Source organism: Mucilaginibacter sp. L3T2-6 (assembly GCF_030519355.1).
Classification (GTDB): domain Bacteria; phylum Bacteroidota; class Bacteroidia; order Sphingobacteriales; family Sphingobacteriaceae; genus Mucilaginibacter.
This window is the reverse complement of record NZ_JAUMKC010000018.1, coordinates 1-20,965: the sequence shown is the minus strand read 5'-3', so window position 1 is coordinate 20,965 and position 20,965 is coordinate 1. Positions and strand designations below refer to the sequence as shown.

Sequence of the window (20,965 nt, the reverse complement as noted above, 5' to 3'; positions counted from 1 at the left end):
CAGTTGTCAGTAGCAGTGGCAGTTAACTGTATCCACAACTGCTACTTCTAATTTATTCGCTCCTCAAACTCTCAATCGGGTTACTCAAGGCCGCTTTTATTGATTGAAAACTGATAGTTACAAACGCTATCATAACGGCACCGCCGCCGGCTAATGCAATCAAATACCATTGAATACTGGTGCGGTAAGCAAAACCTTCCAACCATTTGTGCATAACCCACCAAGCTAATGGCGTTGCTATTAATATGGATAACAATACCAGCTTTATAAAATCCATCGAAAGCATTTTTACTATGGTGGAGACATTAGCACCTAACACCTTACGTATGCCAATTTCTTTATAGCGCCGCTCTGCCGCGTAAGCCGCCAGGCCCAATAAACCTAAACAGGCAATGGTAATTGCCAGCGAAGTAAATGCAATAAATAACGTGCCCACGCGCTGCTCGGAACGGTAAGTTGCATCAAACTCCTCATCCATAAAAGCGTAGGTAAATTGCTGGTTTGGCGATACAACCTTCCATCTATTTTCTATCTGCAACATTAACGCCGGTAGGTTAGAAGTGTGGATCCGCGCACTTACGGCCCCATAATCAGGGGTGTATGAAAGCACCACCGGCGTAATATTACCTTTCAGCGATTCGAAATTGAAGTCTTTCATCACGCCAATAATGTGAAAATCCTGTTCGCCAACACTAAAACGGTATACCATTTTGTTCAACGGATCACGCTGGCCAAATTTTTTCACGAAAGCCTCGTTCACAATGATTGCACCCGTATCTGTCGCCATATCTTTTGAGAAGTTGCGGCCCGAGACTAGTTTTATGCCCATGGTGGAGATATAATTTTCGTCAACCGGCCAGAATTCGCTCAGGATATCCTGTTTAATATCAAATGGTTTGCCGGGAAAAAGGCCGGTTTTTAACCGCTCATCGCCTGTTGGCGTATAGCCTGATACTGTAGCGTTAACCACACCAGGCAGCTGTTTAAGCTCCTGCGCAAATACTTTGGCATTTTTACCAAGCGCCGAAGTATTTTTGATGGTAAGCACCTGGCTGCGATTGAAACCTAAATCCTTATTACGGATGTAGTTAAGTTGATTATAAATAACCAGTGTACCAACGATTAGAAAAACGGATATCGAAAATTGAAATACTACCAAAAAGCTGCGCAAAAAGCCGCCCTTAAAACCGATAGACAATTTGCTCTTGAGCACGTCTATGGGTTTGAAGCCTGACAGGAACAATGCTGGGTATGACCCGGCCAGGAAACCAATGACGATCACGGCTACCAGTAAAGACGGCGCCAGCCAGGTTATAGAATCAATATTCACCGTAATTTGCTTGTCAGCCACCTGGTTAAAAAATGGAAGTAACAGCCATGCTAGTACAATGGCTATAATGGTTGATGCGAATGTTACAAGTGTAGATTCTGTTAAAAACTGCCAGATCAGGTTGCCACGGGCCGACCCCAACACTTTCCTCACTCCTACCTCTTTTGCACGGTTTGATGAACGCGCAGTGGAGAGATTCATAAAATTGATGCAGGCTATCAGCAGTATGACAATGGCAATAACCGAAAAGATGTACACATACTGGATATTACCGTTCTTTGAAAGGCTGTATTGAGTTTCTTCGTCATGTAAATGAATATCGCGAAGTGGCTTCAGCTTCATAAATACATAATTATCCCCTGTTTTAAATGCTGACGGATTAAAGGAATGCTCCAGCTCAATAGCAGATATTTGCTTTTCGAGCCTGGCAATGTTAGCATTAGGTCTCAGCATTATGTAGTTATGCACGCCCATATATCCCCAGCCCTTAACCTTGCTTTCAGGTAGCGTATTAAACGACAGGAAAAAATCATAGTTAAAATGCGACTGCTGTGGCACATCCTTTATTACCCCTGTGATCTTGTAATTGCTGGTATCATTCATAACCAGCGTCTCGCCCACTACATCAACTTTATTAAAATATTTTTTGGCGGCCGATTCAGTTATTACTGCGGAGAACGGCTCATCTAGGGCCGTAGTAGCGTTGCCCTTGATCATCGGCAGAGTAAACATGCTAAAAAACGATGTCTCGGTATAAACCACGCTCCGCTCCAATATACTTTCAGCGCCTTTTTTAAAGTAGAATTTTGATGGCGAATAGAATAACCCACCTGCATCAACTACCCTGGCCGACTTTTCAATATCCGGAAATTTCCCATCAATAAATGGCAGCAACGGCCCCTCTGATGTAGCATAAACGCCTGCGTTGCCGTTTAGCTTGGCATGAACAGTAAGCCTGTAAATTCTGCCGGCATTGACATTATAACGGTCGTAGCTCAATTCATCAACCACGTATAACACAATCAGCAAACAGGTAGCCAGCCCAACCGAAAGGCCCAGTACATTCAACATTGTAAAGCCCCTGTTCTTCAACAGAGAACGGTAAGCGGTTTTGATGTAGTTCCTTATCATAATATCTTCGTTAATAGTTCATAGCCGAAAACATAACTGCTACAGCGCGCCTACTCACTTCTTAGACTATTCACCGGGTTTCTTAATGCAGCCCGAATTGATTGAAAGCTGACAGTAACAAGCGCAATAAGCATGACCAAAGCCGCGGCAAGCAAAAATATCCAGCTGTTTATTTTTATGCGGTATGGATAGTTCTCGAGCCATTTATGCATTGCCCACCATGCCGCGGGAATAGCTACCACAGAAGAAATGATCACCAGCTTTAAAAAATCGGTTGACAACTTTCTAACGATGCCTTCAACAGACGCGCCGAGCACCTTTCGGATACCGATTTCTTTTTTACGCCGCTCGGCAGACAAAGCAGCAAGTCCGAACAGTCCTATACATGATATAAAAATGGTCAGTAGTGCGCTAAAGGTTACAATTTGTTTCCACTTGGCCTCCTTGTCATAATTTTCGGCATTCTGTGCTTCAATAAATGTATGCTGGTACGGCTTGAAAGGGAATATTTGCCTAAACTCTTTCTCAATATAATTGAGCGCTTCAGCACTGTTTTTTGCACTGATTTTTATGTAGATATTACCGTAGGGGTACTTAGGATTCATTGAGAAAAGTTCGGGACCAATTTTTTCTGATAATGATGCAAAATGATAGTCCTTTACCACACCGATTACGTTGTATTTTTTATTGCTATAAAAGAAATCAACCACCTGTCCTATCGGGTTTCTCCAACCAGCCTGTTTGGCAAAAGTTTCGTTTACCAGCACTGAATTGCTGCTGTCGCTCACCATGTCTTTCGAAAAGTTCCTGCCTTTTACAATTGGAATCTTAAATAATGAAAGATATTCTTCGTCGATATGCTTAATATCAAAATTAGTTTGCTGCCCATTATTAATATGGGCGATAGTACCCCATCTTCCGCCCTGGTCGGCAGTAACACTTTTAATGCCGGTATTCTTTAGCAGTTCCGTTTTAAACAATTCAAGCTTTTGCTCGTCGGCGGCACCGGCAGCATTTACCGATACCACATTTTTTGCATCATAACCCAAATCAAAATGCATTAGGTAATTGAACTGCGAATAAATGGTGATTGTTGAGATTATAAAAAAAGTAGCCAACGTAAACTGCAATACAACCAGTCCTTTTGACAAGTAGTTTTTCCCCGCAAAATACTGTCTGTTATATAAGGTTTGCACCGGGTTAAACCCTGAAAGCACCAGCGCCGGATAAAAACCCGCCAGTAATCCGGTAAGCAAGAAGATGGCTATGTAGCCGATCACCAATTTTGGACTTAACAGATACGAAAAAGCAAGTGCTTTGTTAGCCAAATCATTGAATACCGGCAATGCCAGCTGCACCAGGAGTATCGCCAATAAAAAAGCGATAAAACTTAGGATAAATGATTCGCCTAAAAACTGCATAACCAGTTGACCGCGCATGCCGCCTACAACTTTTCTTATGCCTATTTCTTTGGCTCTTTTTAAAGAGCGGGCAACGGTGAGATTTATAAAGTTAATACAGGCTATCAGCAAAATAAATACGGCTATACCTGTTAAAATATAAGAGTAAACAGGATTACTGGCATCCTTTAACCCGTTATCTGACGGATAATCGGTACTGGTATGCATTTGCAGAAGCGGCTGAAGGCTGAATTTTACTTTGTCCTTAAAGCCGTACTTCTGCGCCATTTCTTTCTGCTGAGCGGCTGCATCCCTATTAAACACGCTGTTTATCTTTGCCTCCACCGCCTTCAAATTGCTGCCCGGCTTAACTGTAAAAAATGTATTTAAAAAAAAGTTGAACCATTGGGTATCGTTAAACTGCGATTGCGCAAACTTCATTGGCACCAGCATTTTTATCTTTACCGACGAATTTTGAGGAGATTGCTTCACCACCGCAGAAACAGTGAAAGGCTGAAAAGCATCATTCACTTTCAAATCAAGCACCCGGCCTACTGCATCCTGTTTTCCGAAATACTTTTCAGCAACTTCTTCAGAAAGCACTACAGAATGAATATCCTTCAATGCTGTCTTCGGATCTCCGCGAAGTGTAGGGAATGAAAATATGGAAAAGAAGCTTTCATCAGCATACAAGGCATCCTGGTTAAAGACATCATTGCCACGTTTTACTATAAAACTATTTTCCTGCAACCTTACAAAATTTTCGATTTCCGGAATTTGCTGTTTAAAGGCTGGGCCCGGCATCATGCCTGTACTTGCGGTTTTGCTAACCTCGCCGGTCGGGCCGGTTGAAGTGCTCACTAAACGATATATTTTATCTTTATTTAAGTTAAACCTATCGTAGCTTACTTCATCCATGGTATAAAGCAGGATAAGCATACAGGAACCGAGTGCAACGCTAAGCCCGGTGATGTTTATAACGGAGAAAGCCTTGTGCCGCCAAAGATTCCTGAAAGCTGTTTTAATATAGTTCCGTATCATTTTTTATTCGGATTAAACGGTTGATAATATGCCAGGCGAAGCTTGTAATTAATTTGTACCTCCGCGTTGTGAATTCTTGTCTGTATCTCCGCCTTTCTATTCAGCCCGTAAACTATTGACAGGATTTGACAAAGCAGCTTTTACGGATTGATAACTTACAGTGATCAAGGCAATAAATACAGCTGCAAAACCGGCCAGAAGCGGCACCCACCAGTGAATATTCTCGCGGTAGGCAAAGCTTTGGAGCCACTTGGTCATGCTATACCATCCTGCAGGAAGCGCTATTAAAATGGCTATCAATACCAACTTGATAAAATCATACGATAACATGCCGGTTATCGCGCTAACGCTGGCTCCCAGTATCTTACGAATACCTATTTCTTTAGTACGCTGCTCTGCGGCATAAGCAGCCAGGCCAAATAAGCCTAAACATGCTATTACGATGGCCAATGAAGTAAATAATATAAATATAGTACCCACGCGCTGTTCTGTGCGGTAACTCGCTTCAAAATCTTGGTCCATAAACGAAAAATTCATTTGCACGCCGGGGGAAAGGCTTTTCCATTTGTCGGTTATCTGCCTCATTAAAGATGGCAGGTTAACCGTACTTACTTTAATGCTTAACGAATTATTATTATTTCCAAGCACCAATACCATCGGACTTATAACATCGCGTAAGGAACTGAAATTAAAATCTTTAACTACACCTATGATGTGATATTTTTTGGAGTTGGCAACAGTCTGGTCGCCGCCATTTGAACGGTAAAGCGTTTGGTTAAGCGGGTGTGTAAGCCCCAGAAACCTGGCAGCCGCCTGGTTAATAATAACCCCGGAAGAATCGGTAAGCATCTCGTGCGAAAAACTCCGGCCGGCCGCCATTTTCATGCCAAGGGTTTTGACATAATCTTCGTCGATTTCCCAAACCTGCGGAAAGAGTGCCTTTTTTTGATCGAATACTGCATCTTTAAAAAAGACAGCTGTATTTTTCCAGCCTGAGGTTGGCAAAAAGCCCGTCATGGTAGCATCAGCAACACCGGGCAATTGTTTTACTTCGTTTTTAAATATATGAGCCTGGTCACCAAGCTCGAATGTATTATTTACAATTAGTATCTGGTTGCGGTTGTAGCCCAGATCGCGGTTTTGTATATAATGAAGCTGATTGTAAATTACCAGCGTGCCAATTATCAGGAAAATGGAAATTGAGAACTGCAGCACCACCAGAAAACTGCGCAGTTTGCTGCCTTTAAAGCCAACCGCCAGTCTGCCTTTTAGTACTTGTATAGGCTGAAATGCTGACAAATAAAATGCCGGGTAGGAACCCGCCAATGCTCCTATAACGAAAACAATGCACAATAATGTGGGAATAAGCCAGATCAATGTTTGATTGGTAATAACCAGATCCTTACCAGACAATTGATTAAAGGCGGGGAGCAACAAAGCGGCAAGTACAACGGCAATAATTGTAGCAGCAAACGTAACCAGTATAGATTCGACTAAAAATTGGGCAATAAGGTGCTTCTTAGCGGATCCCAAAACTTTTCGCACGCCAACCTCGCGCGCCCGGTTTGCAGACCTGGCTGTGGAGAGATTCATGAAATTAACGCATGCTATCAACAGAATAAACAGCGCTATTGCCGAGAATATATATATGTATTGTATGGTACTGTTTGGCCCAAGTTCACCCGTCCGGTTTGATTTTAGATGAATATCTGTAAGCGGTGTTAGGTTTAGCCGGAAAAAGCTGCCGCCTTTTTCAAATTCGGACATGGTTTGGTGCAGTTGGTTCCGCATGTCATCCCCGCTGAATTTTTTAAGGAACGCGGGGAGTGCGGCTTCTAATTTTTTATGATCGGCGGCATTTTTAAATAATACATAGGTATTGTAATCGCTTCTAAGCCACTCGTTGGATTCGCTGTCTTTAAACGACGACATGGATATAAAGAAGTCGAATTTAAAGTGCGATTGTTTTGGAATATCTTTTATTACACCGGTTATTTTCAGCAGCGTATTGCCATCAACCGGGATAAATTTGCCGAGTACATTGGTGCTTTTAAAATATTTTTGCGCGGTACTTTCAGTGATAACAACGCTATTGGGCTCAGCCAGTGCAATTTTAGGGTTGCCATTTATCACGGGCAGTGTAAACACATCAAATAGCGAGGGGTCGGCAAAGGCAAAACCATTTTCCAGTATGCTGCTGTTATTCAGCTTTACATGCAGTGATCCGGCGTTTTTAATCCGGACGGTATTTTCAACATAAGGGAATTCAGCTTTTAATGTTTTTGCAAGGGGCGGCATAGCCACAGCGTACAGCACGTTGTTTTCGCCAAGCTTAAGGTCTTCATTTACCCGGTATATACGATTAGCTTTGGTGTTATACCGGTCATAGCTCAGCTCGTCAACAACATAAAATACGATAAGCAAGCAGCTTATCAAGCCTAATGATAAGCCTGCAATATTCAATGCTGTGAAGCTCTTGTTTTTTAAAAGGCTCCGGTATGCAGTTTTTAAATAGTTTACTATCATCTGTTCTTGATTTATATACGATGTTCGTCTGACGCATAATAACTTAACCGGAAAACAAAAGCTATAGTAAACCCAACACTCAGGCTACCCCTCCTTTGGGGAGGGGGTAGCAGAGGCACTTTATTAACTTATATAAACTTTCTTTTGGGTAGCTTCCCGCTCAACTTTTACGGTTTATCGTATAATGAGTAACTCGGACTTTGCCTTTAAACGGCTGGTTATAAACCATTGGCCGGAAGCCGGCTTTGTTATATCATTATGTTTTCAACCACGGCTTGTCCGTCAAGTAAACGGATGATGCGGTGACTGTAACGGGCGTCATGCTCAGAGTGCGTTACCATCACAATGGTTGTACCCTGTTCATTCAGATCTGTCAGCAATTCCATAACATCATTACCATTGGTTGAATCCAGGTTACCGGTGGGCTCATCCGCAAGTATCAGCTTTGGTTTGTTAACAACTGCACGGGCGATAGCCACACGCTGTTGCTGACCACCTGATAATTGCTGCGGATAGTGGTTACGACGGTGCATGATCTGCATTTTATCAAGCACTTCCTCTACCCTTTTTACGCGCTCCGAGGACGGAACACCGGTATAGATCAATGGAAGCTCAACGTTTTCAAATACAGTCAGCTCGTCGATAAGGTTAAAGCTCTGGAATACGAAGCCGATGTTGTGCTTGCGTAAGTCGGCTCTTTTGCGCTCTGTAAAGTGAGCTACCTCAATACCGTTAAAGATATAGCTGCCTTCATCCGGATCGTCAAGCATACCCAAAATATTCAGTAAAGTTGATTTGCCGCAGCCAGACGGGCCCATTATAGCCACAAACTCACCGGTTTTTACGTGAATCGACAGCTTGTTCAGCGCGATCGTTTCTACTTCTTCGGTGCGATAAAATTTCTCCATATCGGTGATCTTTATCATTACGCTACCTTCTTCGTTCTTGCTCATATAAGTTTAATTTTGTTTTTATGTAAATTAATTAGTTGCCTTTATTTTTGTTAGTGGTTGATTTCAATCTTTAGTGTATAAGACGCCGGTGATTGATAAATAGTTGCAAAAAAAATTATGATCTAATTTTTGTCTTTTACTGCCGATTAACTACCGTCACTTCTTTAGCACCAGCTCTTGTATGTCGCCGTATGTTTCATAGCTCGAAGTAATTACTTTGTCGCCTTCTTTTAAACCTGAAGTAAGCTCGAAGTAGTCAGGGCTCTGGCGGTTTACCTGGATGTCAACCTTGTATGCCTTCTTGCCATCGTCGCTCACTTTAAATATCCAGTTACCCCCGGTTTGCTGGAAGAATCCGCCTTTTGGTAACAATAACGCAGTTGTTTCGTCGCTTAGTGACAAGTGCACCTGCAGGGTTTGTCCTTTCCTTATACCTTTTGGCACCTCGCCAACAAAGGCCATATCAACCTGGAACTGTGCATTCAAAATGCTTGGGAAAACCTTCTTTATTACCAGATGATACGTTTTGCCGGCAAACTCAAACCAACCTTTTAAACCGGTGAATACCCGCGACAAATAGTGCTCCTCAACTCCGCACCGTACCTTAAAGCCTGACAGAACATCGAGCTGCCCTAAGTGCTCACCCTTATTTTTGTTTTGCCCTATTTCAGCATCGAAGTTGGTTAATTGGCCATCAACCGGCGAACGCAGGGTCAGAAGGTCAACTTTCTGCCTCAGCAACGCTAATGTATTTCTCATTTGCGACAATTGTTCTTTGGTTTGGCTCTCCTGCTGTTTAACCGAAACAGTATCTTGTGATAAGATTTGGGTTGCAAGTTTTTTGCGGTTCAGCTGGTAATAATACTGATTGGTGGCAGTCTGCATTTCCTGCGAACCTATAGCTTTCTTGGCATACAGGTCTTTATCTACGTCATAAACTCTTTTTGCCTCTTTAAATGCAACGTCTACGTCGGCCATATTATTCAATTTTGAAATCGTTGCCTGTTGTATCTGTGTGTGCGAAATTTGCATCTGAATCTGCTGAGCATATACAGCAGTTTCCTCATTAGCCAATTGCAATTCAAGGTCGGTATTTGACAATTTAAGAATAGGATCGCCCTTTTTTAGCATGGCGCCGTCCTCAACATACTTTTCTTCTACGCGGCCCCCGTCAGATGCATCCAGGTAAATAGTAGTAAGCGGCATTACCACGCCGTTAACAGGTATAAATTCTTCAAAAGGTCCTTTTTTAATTTCGCTTATAGTTATACGTTCCGTATCAACATCAAGCTTGCTTTTGCCCGATGTAAAATAAATACTCCCGGCAATTAGCAACACAATGCCGGTTATGCCGGCAATTGTCATTATCCGTTTGGTATTCCATTTCTTTTTTTCAATTACTCTGTCCACAGTTTAAATTATTTATATTTTGATTTTGGTTAGTAGTTACAAAAGAATATGCCACAAATTAATTACCTGTTTATCAATAAATTAAAGCTTAAATAGCAGTTTAAGGCGTACGCTTCTGTTACAGCAAGTGTACGGTTATGATACAATACGCAGCAGGGGCATTAACGTAATTGTCCCCTCAAAGCATTCACAGTATATAGTTGACGGTTCATTGTGAACGTTTTGCTATAAATATGAGTAATTTTTGGCTATTTAGCATAAAAATTGATAGTTGGCATCAGCGGGCAATCAAACGCTTAATTTCCCGTTTTTGAGTTATTGAAATCATTCGCTTGTTTTACAAACTTTTGCCGAATGGGCAATAAAAATGTGTTATTATTGATATTTACATAATACAAGGTAGTTTTCAGGTTACGAACCACGAGCTATCCCCCATGAACTTAAATAAATGATACTAAAAAAAGCTACCGTATTAATTGTTGATGACGACCCGGACGTACTTACCGCTGTTAAACTTTTGCTTAAGACAGAAGCACAGGAAATTATAACTGAAAAGAACCCGGAGAACCTGAACTGGCTGCTGCAGCGCAACCAGGTTGACCTAGTTTTGCTCGACATGAACTTTAATAGCGCTATCAATACCGGTAACGAGGGCATCTATTGGTTACGTAAGATAAAAGAATGGAAGCCCGCTGTTTGCGTAATAATGATTACCGCCTATGGAGATATTGACCTGGCGGTGCGCTCCTTAAAAGAAGGTGCGAACGATTTCATTGTTAAGCCATGGCATAACGAGAAGCTGATAGATACCATAAAAGACCTGCTGGATAAGAAAGAAGGCGTAAAACCGGCAAAGTCATCGTCCAAGAGTTCAGGTAGCGATACTTCGATACTTGGAGAATCCGAAGTTATGGAAGATATCTTTCACAAGGTCAACAAAATCGCTCCTACCGATGCAAACATTCTGCTTTTGGGCGAAAACGGGACCGGAAAAGATCTGATGGCAAAGGCTATTCATGAGCGCTCACTTCGTGCTGATAAACCATTCGTTAAGGTCGACGTAGGGGCATTGACCGACACTCTTTTTGAAAGCGAGCTTTTCGGTCACAAAAAGGGTGCTTTTACCGATGCCCGTGAAGACCGCGCCGGACGTTTTGAAGAGGCGCACGGCGGCACATTGTTCCTTGACGAAATCGGAAACATATCATTACAGCAACAGGCCAAGCTATTAACTGTGCTGCAAAACCGGCAAGTTACGCGTTTGGGCACCAATAAACCTGTAGATGTGGATATCAGGCTGATTTGCGCTACAAACGTGCCACTGTCAGAACTGGCTAATGAAGGCCGTTTTCGTAAAGACTTGATCTATCGTATCAACACGGTCGAAATCAACATGCCGCCGCTGCGCAAGCGAAACGAGGACATTGTGATATTGGCGAAGCATTTTGCCAGGCTTTATGCAGGCAAATATTTGAAACCAGCCATCGATTTTGATGCTGCCGCCCTTCAGAAGTTAAAATCCTATAACTATCCGGGCAATGTCCGTGAGCTGCAATACACCATTGAACGTGCCGTTATTATGGCAGATGACCCTGTACTAAGGGCTGACGACCTTTTATTTTCGATATTGGAAACGCCTGGGGAGGTGGTTGAGGATGACGATAATGTACCGCTTAGCACGCTTGAAAAAAACGCCATTTTGCGTGTGATAGATAAGCATAACGGCAATATTACCCGCGCTGCAAAAGAACTGGGTTTAACACGTACGGCCTTATACCGCAGATTGAGCAAATATGATATTTAAGCGTTACGAATGGCGGCTGGTGCTGCGGGTGATTATACTATTTGCGACAACTACTGCTACATCTATAATTTTATTAGGCGACCAAAAAATGTTTGCGGTAATTACTATTCCGCTTTGCATTTACGAAGTCATCGACCTTATCCGCTTTCAGAAGAAAGCCCAGGACGAGGTAAGCCAGTTTGTCGAATCGATACATTACCGCGATTTCTCGCGCCATTTTGATGTGCGCAAAGCGCCGAATGAGTTAAAGCCGCTGCGAAAGGGCTTTAACGAAATCAATACCACCTTCAAACTCATCAGCCGGGAACGTGAAACACAATACCATTACCTGCAAAAAATACTGGAACTGGTGGATACCGGCATCATATCTTATGAGCAGGAAAGCGGCGAAATAGGCTGGATAAATGAGGCCTTTAAAAGACTGATAGGTATCCCCTATTTAAAAACCATCCATTCTTTAGACAAGCGCGAAGAAACGCTGTATCATGAAGTGATCCGGCTGAAACCCGGCGACACTAAAATATTAACGATAACCCGCAACCAGCAGCTGGTTAAAATTTTGGTTACTGCCAGTGTTATGCGCAGCGAAGAAAAAATTTATAAGCTGATTGCTTTCCAGAACGTAAGTGAGGCATTAGATGAAACCGAATCAAAAGCCTGGCAAAAGCTGCTGAACGTAATGACGCACGAGATAATGAACTCAGTAGCGCCCATATCGTCATTGGCAGACACACTAAAAAACCGGCTGCAAAGCCCCGAGATCAAAAACAGCAAGGTTGGCGGGGAAATGGAGGACCTGGAACTTGGTATTGATACCATCAAGCGCCGCAGCGAGGGTTTGCTGAAGTTTACCGAAAGCTACCGTAATCTTAACAAGATCACCAAGCTTGATTTAACCAAGATACTGGTACGCAACCTTTTCGAATCGTTGAGCCAACTGATGCGGCCAACGATGGAAAAGAAAAAAATAGACCTGGAAATTATCCTGCGTGACCCGACGTTAGCGATAGAAGCCGACCTTAACCTGATTGAGCAGGTGTTAATTAACCTGGTAGTAAACGCAATCGAAGCGGTAAAAGAAGTTGAAGAACCACGCTTAACCCTCTCTGCGGAGGTAACCAATAACCGCACATTAGTAAAAGTTTCGGACAACGGTATGGGAATGCCGCCCGAATTGCTCGATAAGATTTTCATACCATTTTTTAGTACCCGCAAAACCGGCAGCGGCATAGGCCTTAGTCTTTGCAAACAAATTATGCTGCTGCATAAGGGCAATATACAGGTACAATCATCGCCGGGAATGGGTGCTACCTTTATTTTACAGTTTAGTCCGCCGGGCGGGTAGTCTGATTAACGTTCGCAGGATTTAGGGATTACAGGATTTTGCTGAGTAAGTGAGTAAGATCGTCAGCATTTCATCATATTTAATAGCTGAACGATTAGCAAATAGGTTAAAGTGTGGTATTGTATATCAATTCTACTTATGCAGTCTTCAGTCAAAAAACAAATCTTCGCCATCCCAGGAAGCCTTCGCTCCGGCTCATCAAATCATAATATACTAAACTTTTTAAGCAAACTGTCCCCGGCAAGTGTAAATTTCGCCATCTACGACGAGTTGGCAACAATACCACCATTCGACCCTGGAAATGATAATGATACTCCACCAGAGTCAGTAACAAAATTCCGGGATCTTATAGCCGAAGCTAACGGAATAATTATCTGTACCCCCGAATATGCGTTCGGCATCCCCGGTCAGCTCAAAAATGCATTGGACTGGACGGTGTCGAGCGGCTCATTCTCGGGTAAGCCAACGGCTTTAATTACTGCCTCAACCGGCGGAGAAAATGCGCACACCGCCCTGCTTAAAGTCCTTGGCGCGATTGATGCAAATTTGTCTGACGATACGACACTGTTAATTTCATACATTCGTTCAAAAATGGACGCCGCGGGAAATATTACAGATGCGGATACAGAAGAAAAAATCAAAACTGTATTCAATAATCTGCTAAATTCCATCTGAACTTATAATTCAAAATCAATCAGCCTAACCCTGCCAATTTGTCAACCAAAAGCAATTTGGAACAACCCTTGATATGGCATGTTATCACTAAAACATTAATCTTTAAATTAAATAAAAAAATTATGCAGGAAAAAGGCACAATTTCGATCCATACCGAAAACATCTTCCCCATCATCAAAAAATTTCTTTACTCTGACCATGAAATTTTTTTAAGGGAGCTGGTATCAAATGCAGTTGATGCTACACAAAAAATTAAACGACTGTCGTCCCTGGGCCAATATAATGGCGAACTTGGCGAACTGCGCGTTGAAGTTGCTTTTGATAAAGAAGCGAAAACCATCACCATCTCCGACCGCGGCCTGGGTATGACCGGCGAAGAGATTAAAAAGTACATTAACCAGATAGCGTTTTCTGGCGCTACCGAGTTTATGGAAAAATATAAAGAAGCCAAAGACGCCAACGAGATCATCGGACGCTTTGGTTTAGGCTTCTATTCGGCATTTATGGTAGCTGATAAGGTTGAAATAGAATCGCTATCGTACCAGGAAGGCGCGGAACCTGCACATTGGACATGCGACGGCAGCACCGAATTTGAACTGAGTGAAGGGAGCTTACAGGAGCGCGGAACAGAAATAACGTTGCACATCAATAAAGATTCGGAAGAATTCCTTGACAAATATAAATTGCAGCAGATCCTCGATAAATACTGTAAGTTCCTGCCAGTACCTATCAAATTCGGCACCAAAACTGAAACTGAAGACGACGGCGTTGATGAAAAAGGTGAACCTAAATATAAAACTATTGAAGTTGACAACATCATCAACGAAACCAACCCTATCTGGACAAAATCGCCAAACGAACTTAAGGACGAGGATTACCTTGACTTCTACAAGCAACTCTACCCATTCTCGGAAGATCCGCTGTTCTGGATACACCTGAATGTCGATTATCCGTTCAACCTCACAGGGGTACTGTATTTTCCGAAGCTGAAAAACGATTTTGAGGTACAAAGAAACAAAATCAAATTATTTAGCCGGCAGGTGTTCATTACCGATGAGGTTAAGGACATCGTACCTGAATTTTTAATGCTGCTGCACGGCGTTATCGATTCGCCGGATATCCCGCTTAATGTATCGCGGAGCTTCCTGCAGGCAGACAGTAACGTTAAAAAAATAAACACCTATATTACTAAAAAAGTAGCCGATAAATTGGCAGATCTTTTTAAAGCCGACCGCAAATCTTATGAGGAAAAGTGGAGCGATATCGGCCTGTTCGTGAAATACGGTATCATCAGTGAAGAAAAGTTCTATGAAAAAGCCAAGGATTTTGTTTTGCTTACCAATACCAAAAACGAAAACTTTACCCTTAACGAATACAAAGACAAGATTGCTCCCGAACAAACCGATAAAGACGGCCAGCTGGTTTACATTTACACCAACGACCCGGCGAAACAGGATTCATTTATTCAGTCGGCAGGTAAAAAAGGCTACGATGTGCTGTTAATGAATTCCCCTATCGATAATCACTTTATTGGCCACATTGAGCATAAGCTTGAAAAAACATCGTTTAAACGTGTGGACGCTGATGTTGCCGATAAACTGATTAAAAAAGAAGATGCGCCGGAGACTGTGCTTACTGAGGAACAAATTACCAAAGTAAAGGATATTTTTAACAAAGCTATCAATAAGCCTGCATACAAGGTTGAGTTGGAAAGCTTAAGCCCCGATGAGCTGCCGGTTACCATTACGATGGACGAGTTTATGCGCCGTATGAAGGAGATGGCTGCCATGGGTGGCGGCATGGGCTTCTATGGCAACATGCCGGATAATTATAAAGTGATTGTAAATGGCAACCACAAACTTATCAGCCGTATACTGGGCGAAGAAAACGAAGAAACACAGGCTGCTTTGTCAAAACAAGCTTTTGACCTGGCCCTGTTGTCCCAAGGCTTATTAACCGGTGCAGAGTTAACGGAATTTGTTAACCGCAGTGTTAACCTGATATAATCGAAACCGGAACATCCTGATATGCAAAAAAGCTGCCTTTAACGGGCAGCTTTTTTGCATTTATTAAACCTTTAAGCTGTATATTAGTTGAATAATTAGCCGACCTTATTAGTTATGGAATTAAGCAAGCAATTGCATCTTATATATAATTACTTAATTGTATTGGGAATTAAAAATGAAAAATTTAACAAAATTGCTGATGGTATCTGTGGTGATACTATTTTGCACACAGGCAGTATCGGCCCAGGGGAAGAAGGAACGAGAGGCGGCGAAAGCTGAAAAAATCAAATCCCTGCTGCAGTCGCAAAATTATGTTTTTGAGGCTAACTATGTTATCCCTATGACGGGCAACTCCAAATCGTTAACCTATGGCTATGATTTAACGGTATCTAAAGATACGGTATCGGCGTACCTGCCTTATTATGGCCGGGTAACTCTTCCGCCTGTCGACCCTACGGATGGCGGCGTTAAATTTACGTCCACAAGTTTCAGTTATAAGTCCACCGTGGATAAAAAAGGCAGTTATAACATTGTTATTACCCCTAATGAACATAATGACCGCGGAGCAAAGGATGTTCGTTACATAAGGCTTAACATCGGTTCTACAGGGTATGCTTCATTACAGGTAGTTAGCAATAACCGGGATCCGATCTCGTATAATGGCATTATCGTTGAGCGGAAGCCCAGGAAATAGCCTGATCCGGAATACTATCAAAAGAGGTGCAGGTTACTGCACCGGCACCTCTTCAACAAAACTGGATAATAATTTCCGCACTTCAAGCGGGTTGCGAAGGTAGAATTTTGCAGCTGACAAATTTCCCCCCACCTTTATGGTAACAGCCGAGTCAGGCAGGGCTTTAAATATGTCTTCATCCGTATAGTCATCACCAAGGGCAATAATAAAGTCGTAATCTTTCTTTTCAACCAGCATTAACGCCGCTTTGCCTTTATTAATCTCCATATTCTTTACTTCCAGCACCTTATCCCCCGGCAGCAGTTGCAGGCCTTTGTCGCTGGCCAGATATTTCAGATTATTCATCAGCTCATTAGCCCTTAATTCACCCAAACCGCCATCGGCCTTACGGTAATGCCAGACCAGAGAGTAGGTTTTTTCCTCGATAAACGAACCCGGCGTACGGTCTACATAAGTTTCCAATATCGGGTAAATGTCGTTTTTCCAGCTGTCAGTCAGGCCGGATATTTTATGCCAGGAGGTATTTTGCTGCTTAAACCATGCGCCGTGTTCCGCGATCAGGTAGATTTTTTTATCGCTAAACCAGTCGTTAAGGTTTTCGTGCTTCCGGCCGCTTATTAATACTACGTCGTTAGCCGGGTCATCTGTTAATTTATCAATGATAGCATACAAGTGTTTGTCGGGCGCAGCCTGGTTTATGTTCGATTTAAAACTTACCAGCGTACCATCGTAATCTAAAAATATGATGCGTTTTTTTGTTTTGTTATAGCGGTTAACTATGGACTGCTCGGTACCGAAGCTTACATGCCTTGTTTGCATCGACCGTTGCATTTGTTTAACTTCTTTCAGCCTGTCCATAAATATTTTCACCCAGTGGCTTATATTGAATTTACTGATAAGCTGCCGCATGGCCTGCATCCGCCTCTTCTGCTCTGCCGCAGGCATTTTTATCGCCTTTAAAATAGCTTCACAAACTTCATTGGTATTATTGGGGTTAACAATAATGGATTCGATCAGTTCTTTCGAGGCTCCGGCCATTTCGCTTAAAATAAGTACGCCGTCGTTACCGGTCCGGCTGGCTGCGTACTCTTTACTCACCAGGTTCATCCCGTCGCGCATCGGCGTCACCAAACACACATCCGCCGAGGAATACAACGCCGAAAGTGTCTCAATTGGAAAAGAACGGTAATAATAATGAATAGGCGCCCATTCCATATTGCGGTACAGGGCATTAATATTGCCCACCCTTTTATCAATCTCATCACGGAGGTGTGCATATTGTGGCACTGTGTCGCGCGAAGGCACCACGATCATATACAGTGTTATTTTACCGCAATATTCTGGATGCAATTGCAGCAGCTGCTCAAACGCCTGCAGGCGCTGTAATATACCTTTGCTGTAATCAAGCCTGTCGATTGACAGGATAAGCTTGGTATCTTTAAATGCATCTTTTATTTGCGCGGCCTGTTCCTTTACTTCCGGCTCAAGCGGTAATGATGAGTACTTATTATAATCGATGCCCATTGGGAATGATTCAACCACTACAGACCTGTCTCCGCAGGTGATAACATTTGCAGATGAGCTTACAGGCAAAATACGTGTTGCAGCGCCCAGGAAATGACGTACATCGTCAAAAGTGTGGAAACCTATTAAATCAGCCCCAAGCATGCCTTCCAGCAACTCCTTACGCCAGGGAATAAGCCTAAACATCTCGTGCGACGGAAAAGGGATATGCAGGAAAAAGCCGATGGATACTTCCGGCATTTTCTTTCTGACCAGCTCGGGCAGCAGCATAAGCTGGTAATCATGTATCCAGATGATATCGCCAGGTTCCGCAATTGCCAGTACGGCATCCCTGAACTTTTCATTTACAGCATTGTAATATTCCCAGTTTGATTGTCTGTAAACTGCATAGGTAGAGGTATAATAATGAAACACCGGCCACAATATTTCGTTGCTAAAGCCCTCGTAATATTGGTTAATTTCCTCCTGGTCAAGAAATACCGGCACCAGACTTAATTCAGCCAGTTGCTTTGTTATTGTTTTCTGGTCAGCCTCTTCGGTGATCTCCAGGCCGGGCCATCCTATCCATTTATTGTCACCTTGTTTATAGATCGATCCTAAACCTGTCGCCAGCCCTCCCTCGCTTGTTGCCGACGTATACTCGTCGCCTGTTTTTGAGATTTTTACTGGCAGCCTGTTTGAAACGATAATAGTTTTTGACATAGAATTAAATACACTAGTTTTTAGAAAAAAAGGATTGCGTAGGTATGTAGGTATCCCTGCCCGCGAATCCGGACTAATATATAAGGTTTATTTAACTAACTTGTTTTTAAAAAAGTGCATTTTTATCAACCACGGTGCTTTTTTATGGATAAAAACGAGAAGCAACGGACTGTTGAAAAAGTCAGTAATGTCAATATTAACTACTGAAAGTAAAAAAGTTAGCAAGAAAAAAGCCACCCGGAATCCGGGTGGCTTAAGCCTAAACAATTAAGGAGATAAATTATTTTACCTGTTTAAAAAACTCTATGCTTCCTGAACCGGTAACCCTTACCAAAACCTCGTGCTTTTCGTTTTTTAAGTCAACGAAGTAAGAAGTTGGCTCAATATCGCTGTTTAAAGCTTCATTTGCCTGGTAAACAATTACTTCGCCAGGGGTGTAACCTTTGTAGCTTTCAGCAATTAATTTTTGTGATTTTGCAGGAATGGCTTTGTAAACAGTAGTTTGAGTTGTACCCAGGAAGTCGCCGGCCAAAGTATAGAAGGCAGTTTTCTTAGCCCCGTCGATTACGAAATCAACTTTCTGACAATTTTTTGTAATAGTCCAAACTGCGTCGGTAGCTTCGGCAAAATCGGAAGTAAAAGCCTGTCTTGCAGAATAAGAAGCCACATTTTCATCAGCTTTTTTACCACCATCGGCAGCAAATACGTTCACGCTTAATAAAGCAGCGGTTGCGAATGTTAAGAATATCCTTTTCATGTTATTTTAATTTTAAATCCGCAACAAAAATAGCCATAAATTAAAATTTTGATACACTAAATAGCACTTTTGTGATTATTTCATATATAATGTCAATTAAACATATTTAATTTAGAAAATTTCAAATTACTTAGTGTATTTTTTACAATATGTCAAAGAAAGATTACCTGAAAAAATGCTTTAACAATTTGTTAACGTGCATTTTGTGTCAGGGGAAAGTCATTCGCGTTGACTAAAGCCAATAAATTAGCAGATTTACCCGGTTTAAGTAATTTGCAAGTCCGAAAGATAACTAGCCATTGTCAGCGAAGCCTGGGTATAACGTCATCCCTCCGTCTATAAATACAGAGGTACCAGTAATATAATCAGCTTCGTCAGATGCCAGCCAAACAGCCAGTTTTGCAATGTCTTCCGGTTCGCCGATTCGGCTGTAAGGTATAAGCGTTAATAACTTGCTCAAGGCCTCCGGCGTATCCCACGCCGGCTTATTAATAGGCGTTTGTATGGCGCCGGGGCATATACCTGCCACCCTTATTTTGTGTGGCGCCAGCTCTTGCGCCATGCTTTTCATCAGCATATCGATACCGCCTTTGCTGGCCGCATAGTTTACATGCCCCGCCCAGGGTATCACCTGGTGAACGCTGCTCATGCAGAGTATTTTGCCCGCGGCCTTACTACGGCCTTCAACAACTCCCCTTCTAATAAATTCTTTTGTTGCCTCGCGTGAACACAAAAACTGACCGGTTAAATTTATATTGATGACGGTGTTCCATTGCTCAAGGGTCATATCAACAAACTTTGAATCTCTTTGAAGGCCCGCATTATTCACCAAGATATCAACCGTTCCATAACGCGCATAAGTTTCAGCAAACATAGCCTGGACATCTTCTTCATTACTTACGTCGGCATGTATGGCATAGGCTTCGTCGCCGTTTGCCTTAATTTCGTCTACTGTTTGCTGTGCAACTTCGTGAGCGTCCACATGATTTATAACGACTTTAGCACCGGCATGCGCCATCGCAATTGCAACACCTTTCCCTATACCACTATCAGCCCCGGTTACCAGGGCAATTTGTCCGTTTAATGAGCGGAGTAAATCCATAAATTTATATATTCAATTATATAGAGTTAAGATTCCGGAAGGATAAAAGTTTTGAAAAAGGTTATTTAAAACGCAAACGAATATTTTGCAATGCGTTTATAACTGGTTTATTTCAGTCTATGTTTAACCTGTCGTGTCTGCTTTTGATTTACCAATAGCTTATAAACGCCTCAAATCAAAATAACTGGTAATGAGGATGTTCCGTAGTATTCGTGGTGTTCCGCAGAAAAACGGAACGCGTTAGACGTTTTAAGGGTTTACACCTGTAACCCCCTATTTATTTAATACAATGAAAATCATTCACTTACAGGGAAATCATTAGAAATGCTGTCAACCCTGTCAACCCCTGTTGACACCTTTGCCGGTCTTGTAGTCTTATCAGCTAAAAATCGATTTCACTGGTTACCAGCCCATTACAATCAAGAAAAAATGTAATTAATTGATAATTAGAATGTTTCATAATGTTCGGGGTGTTCCATGCAGAAACGGTGTGCCGTCCTGAAAAAAGTTTACACTTTTTAATGAATAATCCTGTGTTAGATTTACAGTTTATCTTAGTCCTGTA

General features: G+C 42.3%; 13 protein-coding genes. 5 read left to right on the top strand and 8 right to left on the bottom strand.

Annotated elements, in window-relative coordinates; genetic code table 11:
• Window positions 1–52: 52 nt before the first annotated feature.
• The 5 genes from Q3W13_RS18320 to Q3W13_RS18300 all read right to left on the bottom strand — a co-directional run bounded on the left by Q3W13_RS18320 (window position 53) and on the right by Q3W13_RS18300 (window position 9,791).
• Window positions 53–2,461, bottom strand: coding sequence for an ABC transporter permease (locus Q3W13_RS18320; RefSeq protein WP_302866242.1), 2,409 nt, complete (start codon window positions 2,459–2,461; stop codon window positions 53–55).
• Between the two features lie 50 nt (window positions 2,462–2,511).
• On the bottom strand, window positions 2,512–4,902 hold the full coding sequence (locus tag Q3W13_RS18315; protein ID WP_302866239.1) for an ABC transporter permease: 2,391 nt from the start codon (window positions 4,900–4,902) through the stop codon (window positions 2,512–2,514).
• A gap of 96 nt (window positions 4,903–4,998) precedes the next feature.
• On the bottom strand, window positions 4,999–7,428 hold the full coding sequence (locus Q3W13_RS18310) for an ABC transporter permease (RefSeq protein WP_302866238.1): 2,430 nt from the start codon (window positions 7,426–7,428) through the stop codon (window positions 4,999–5,001).
• A 248-nt stretch (window positions 7,429–7,676) separates the two neighbouring features.
• On the bottom strand, window positions 7,677–8,354 hold the full coding sequence (locus Q3W13_RS18305; RefSeq protein ID WP_302866413.1) for an ABC transporter ATP-binding protein: 678 nt from the start codon (window positions 8,352–8,354) through the stop codon (window positions 7,677–7,679).
• Between the two features lie 183 nt (window positions 8,355–8,537).
• The gene (locus Q3W13_RS18300) at window positions 8,538–9,791 is read right to left on the bottom strand and encodes an efflux RND transporter periplasmic adaptor subunit (RefSeq protein WP_302866236.1); all 1,254 of its coding nucleotides are present in this window, start codon (window positions 9,789–9,791) and stop codon (window positions 8,538–8,540) included.
• 448 nt (window positions 9,792–10,239) lie between these two features.
• Between Q3W13_RS18300 and Q3W13_RS18295 the strand changes: the two genes are divergently transcribed.
• From Q3W13_RS18295 to Q3W13_RS18275, 5 genes are all read left to right on the top strand, one after another.
• On the top strand, window positions 10,240–11,595 hold the full coding sequence (locus Q3W13_RS18295; RefSeq protein WP_302866235.1) for a sigma-54 dependent transcriptional regulator: 1,356 nt from the start codon (window positions 10,240–10,242) through the stop codon (window positions 11,593–11,595).
• A complete protein-coding gene (locus Q3W13_RS18290; protein WP_302866234.1) occupies window positions 11,585–12,940 on the top strand; it encodes a PAS domain-containing sensor histidine kinase in 1,356 nt (451 codons plus the stop codon). The genes Q3W13_RS18295 and Q3W13_RS18290 overlap by 11 nt, the downstream gene beginning before the upstream one ends.
• 138 nt (window positions 12,941–13,078) lie before the next feature.
• Window positions 13,079–13,615: an NADPH-dependent FMN reductase gene (locus tag Q3W13_RS18285; RefSeq protein ID WP_302866232.1), complete on the top strand. Its 537-nt coding sequence runs from the start codon at window positions 13,079–13,081 to the stop codon at window positions 13,613–13,615.
• A gap of 122 nt (window positions 13,616–13,737) precedes the next feature.
• Window positions 13,738–15,621 (top strand): molecular chaperone HtpG, encoded by a 1,884-nt coding sequence (gene htpG, locus Q3W13_RS18280; protein ID WP_302866230.1) that lies wholly within the window; start codon window positions 13,738–13,740, stop codon window positions 15,619–15,621.
• Between the two features lie 175 nt (window positions 15,622–15,796).
• Entirely contained in the window at window positions 15,797–16,315 is a 519-nt protein-coding gene (locus Q3W13_RS18275; protein WP_302866228.1) for a DUF4251 domain-containing protein, read from the top strand.
• A gap of 33 nt (window positions 16,316–16,348) precedes the next feature.
• On the opposite strand, the gene Q3W13_RS18270 is transcribed toward Q3W13_RS18275, so the two are convergent.
• The 3 genes from Q3W13_RS18270 to Q3W13_RS18260 all read right to left on the bottom strand — a co-directional run bounded on the left by Q3W13_RS18270 (window position 16,349) and on the right by Q3W13_RS18260 (window position 20,400).
• Entirely contained in the window at window positions 16,349–18,541 is a 2,193-nt protein-coding gene (locus tag Q3W13_RS18270) for a bifunctional alpha,alpha-trehalose-phosphate synthase (UDP-forming)/trehalose-phosphatase (protein ID WP_302866226.1), read from the bottom strand.
• Between the two features lie 280 nt (window positions 18,542–18,821).
• On the bottom strand, window positions 18,822–19,298 hold the full coding sequence (locus Q3W13_RS18265) for a hypothetical protein (protein WP_302866225.1): 477 nt from the start codon (window positions 19,296–19,298) through the stop codon (window positions 18,822–18,824).
• 292 nt (window positions 19,299–19,590) lie between these two features.
• Complete coding sequence (locus Q3W13_RS18260; protein WP_302866223.1) at window positions 19,591–20,400, bottom strand: SDR family oxidoreductase; 810 nt, start codon at window positions 20,398–20,400, stop codon at window positions 19,591–19,593.
• Window positions 20,401–20,965 lie beyond the last annotated feature (565 nt).

Coding starts and splice junctions, on each gene's coding strand:
- Q3W13_RS18285 (WP_302866232.1), top strand. CDS start 13,079: ATGCAGTCTTCAGTCAAAAAACAAATCTTCGCCATCCCAGGAAGCCTT.
- Q3W13_RS18260 (WP_302866223.1), bottom strand. CDS start 20,400: ATGGATTTACTCCGCTCATTAAACGGACAAATTGCCCTGGTAACCGGG.
- Q3W13_RS18320 (WP_302866242.1), bottom strand. CDS start 2,461: ATGATAAGGAACTACATCAAAACCGCTTACCGTTCTCTGTTGAAGAAC.
- Q3W13_RS18290 (WP_302866234.1), top strand. CDS start 11,585: ATGATATTTAAGCGTTACGAATGGCGGCTGGTGCTGCGGGTGATTATA.
- htpG (WP_302866230.1), top strand. CDS start 13,738: ATGCAGGAAAAAGGCACAATTTCGATCCATACCGAAAACATCTTCCCC.
- Q3W13_RS18315 (WP_302866239.1), bottom strand. CDS start 4,902: ATGATACGGAACTATATTAAAACAGCTTTCAGGAATCTTTGGCGGCAC.
- Q3W13_RS18305 (WP_302866413.1), bottom strand. CDS start 8,354: ATGATAAAGATCACCGATATGGAGAAATTTTATCGCACCGAAGAAGTA.
- Q3W13_RS18310 (WP_302866238.1), bottom strand. CDS start 7,428: ATGATAGTAAACTATTTAAAAACTGCATACCGGAGCCTTTTAAAAAAC.
- Q3W13_RS18270 (WP_302866226.1), bottom strand. CDS start 18,541: ATGTCAAAAACTATTATCGTTTCAAACAGGCTGCCAGTAAAAATCTCA.
- Q3W13_RS18295 (WP_302866235.1), top strand. CDS start 10,240: ATGATACTAAAAAAAGCTACCGTATTAATTGTTGATGACGACCCGGAC.
- Q3W13_RS18275 (WP_302866228.1), top strand. CDS start 15,797: ATGAAAAATTTAACAAAATTGCTGATGGTATCTGTGGTGATACTATTT.
- Q3W13_RS18265 (WP_302866225.1), bottom strand. CDS start 19,298: ATGAAAAGGATATTCTTAACATTCGCAACCGCTGCTTTATTAAGCGTG.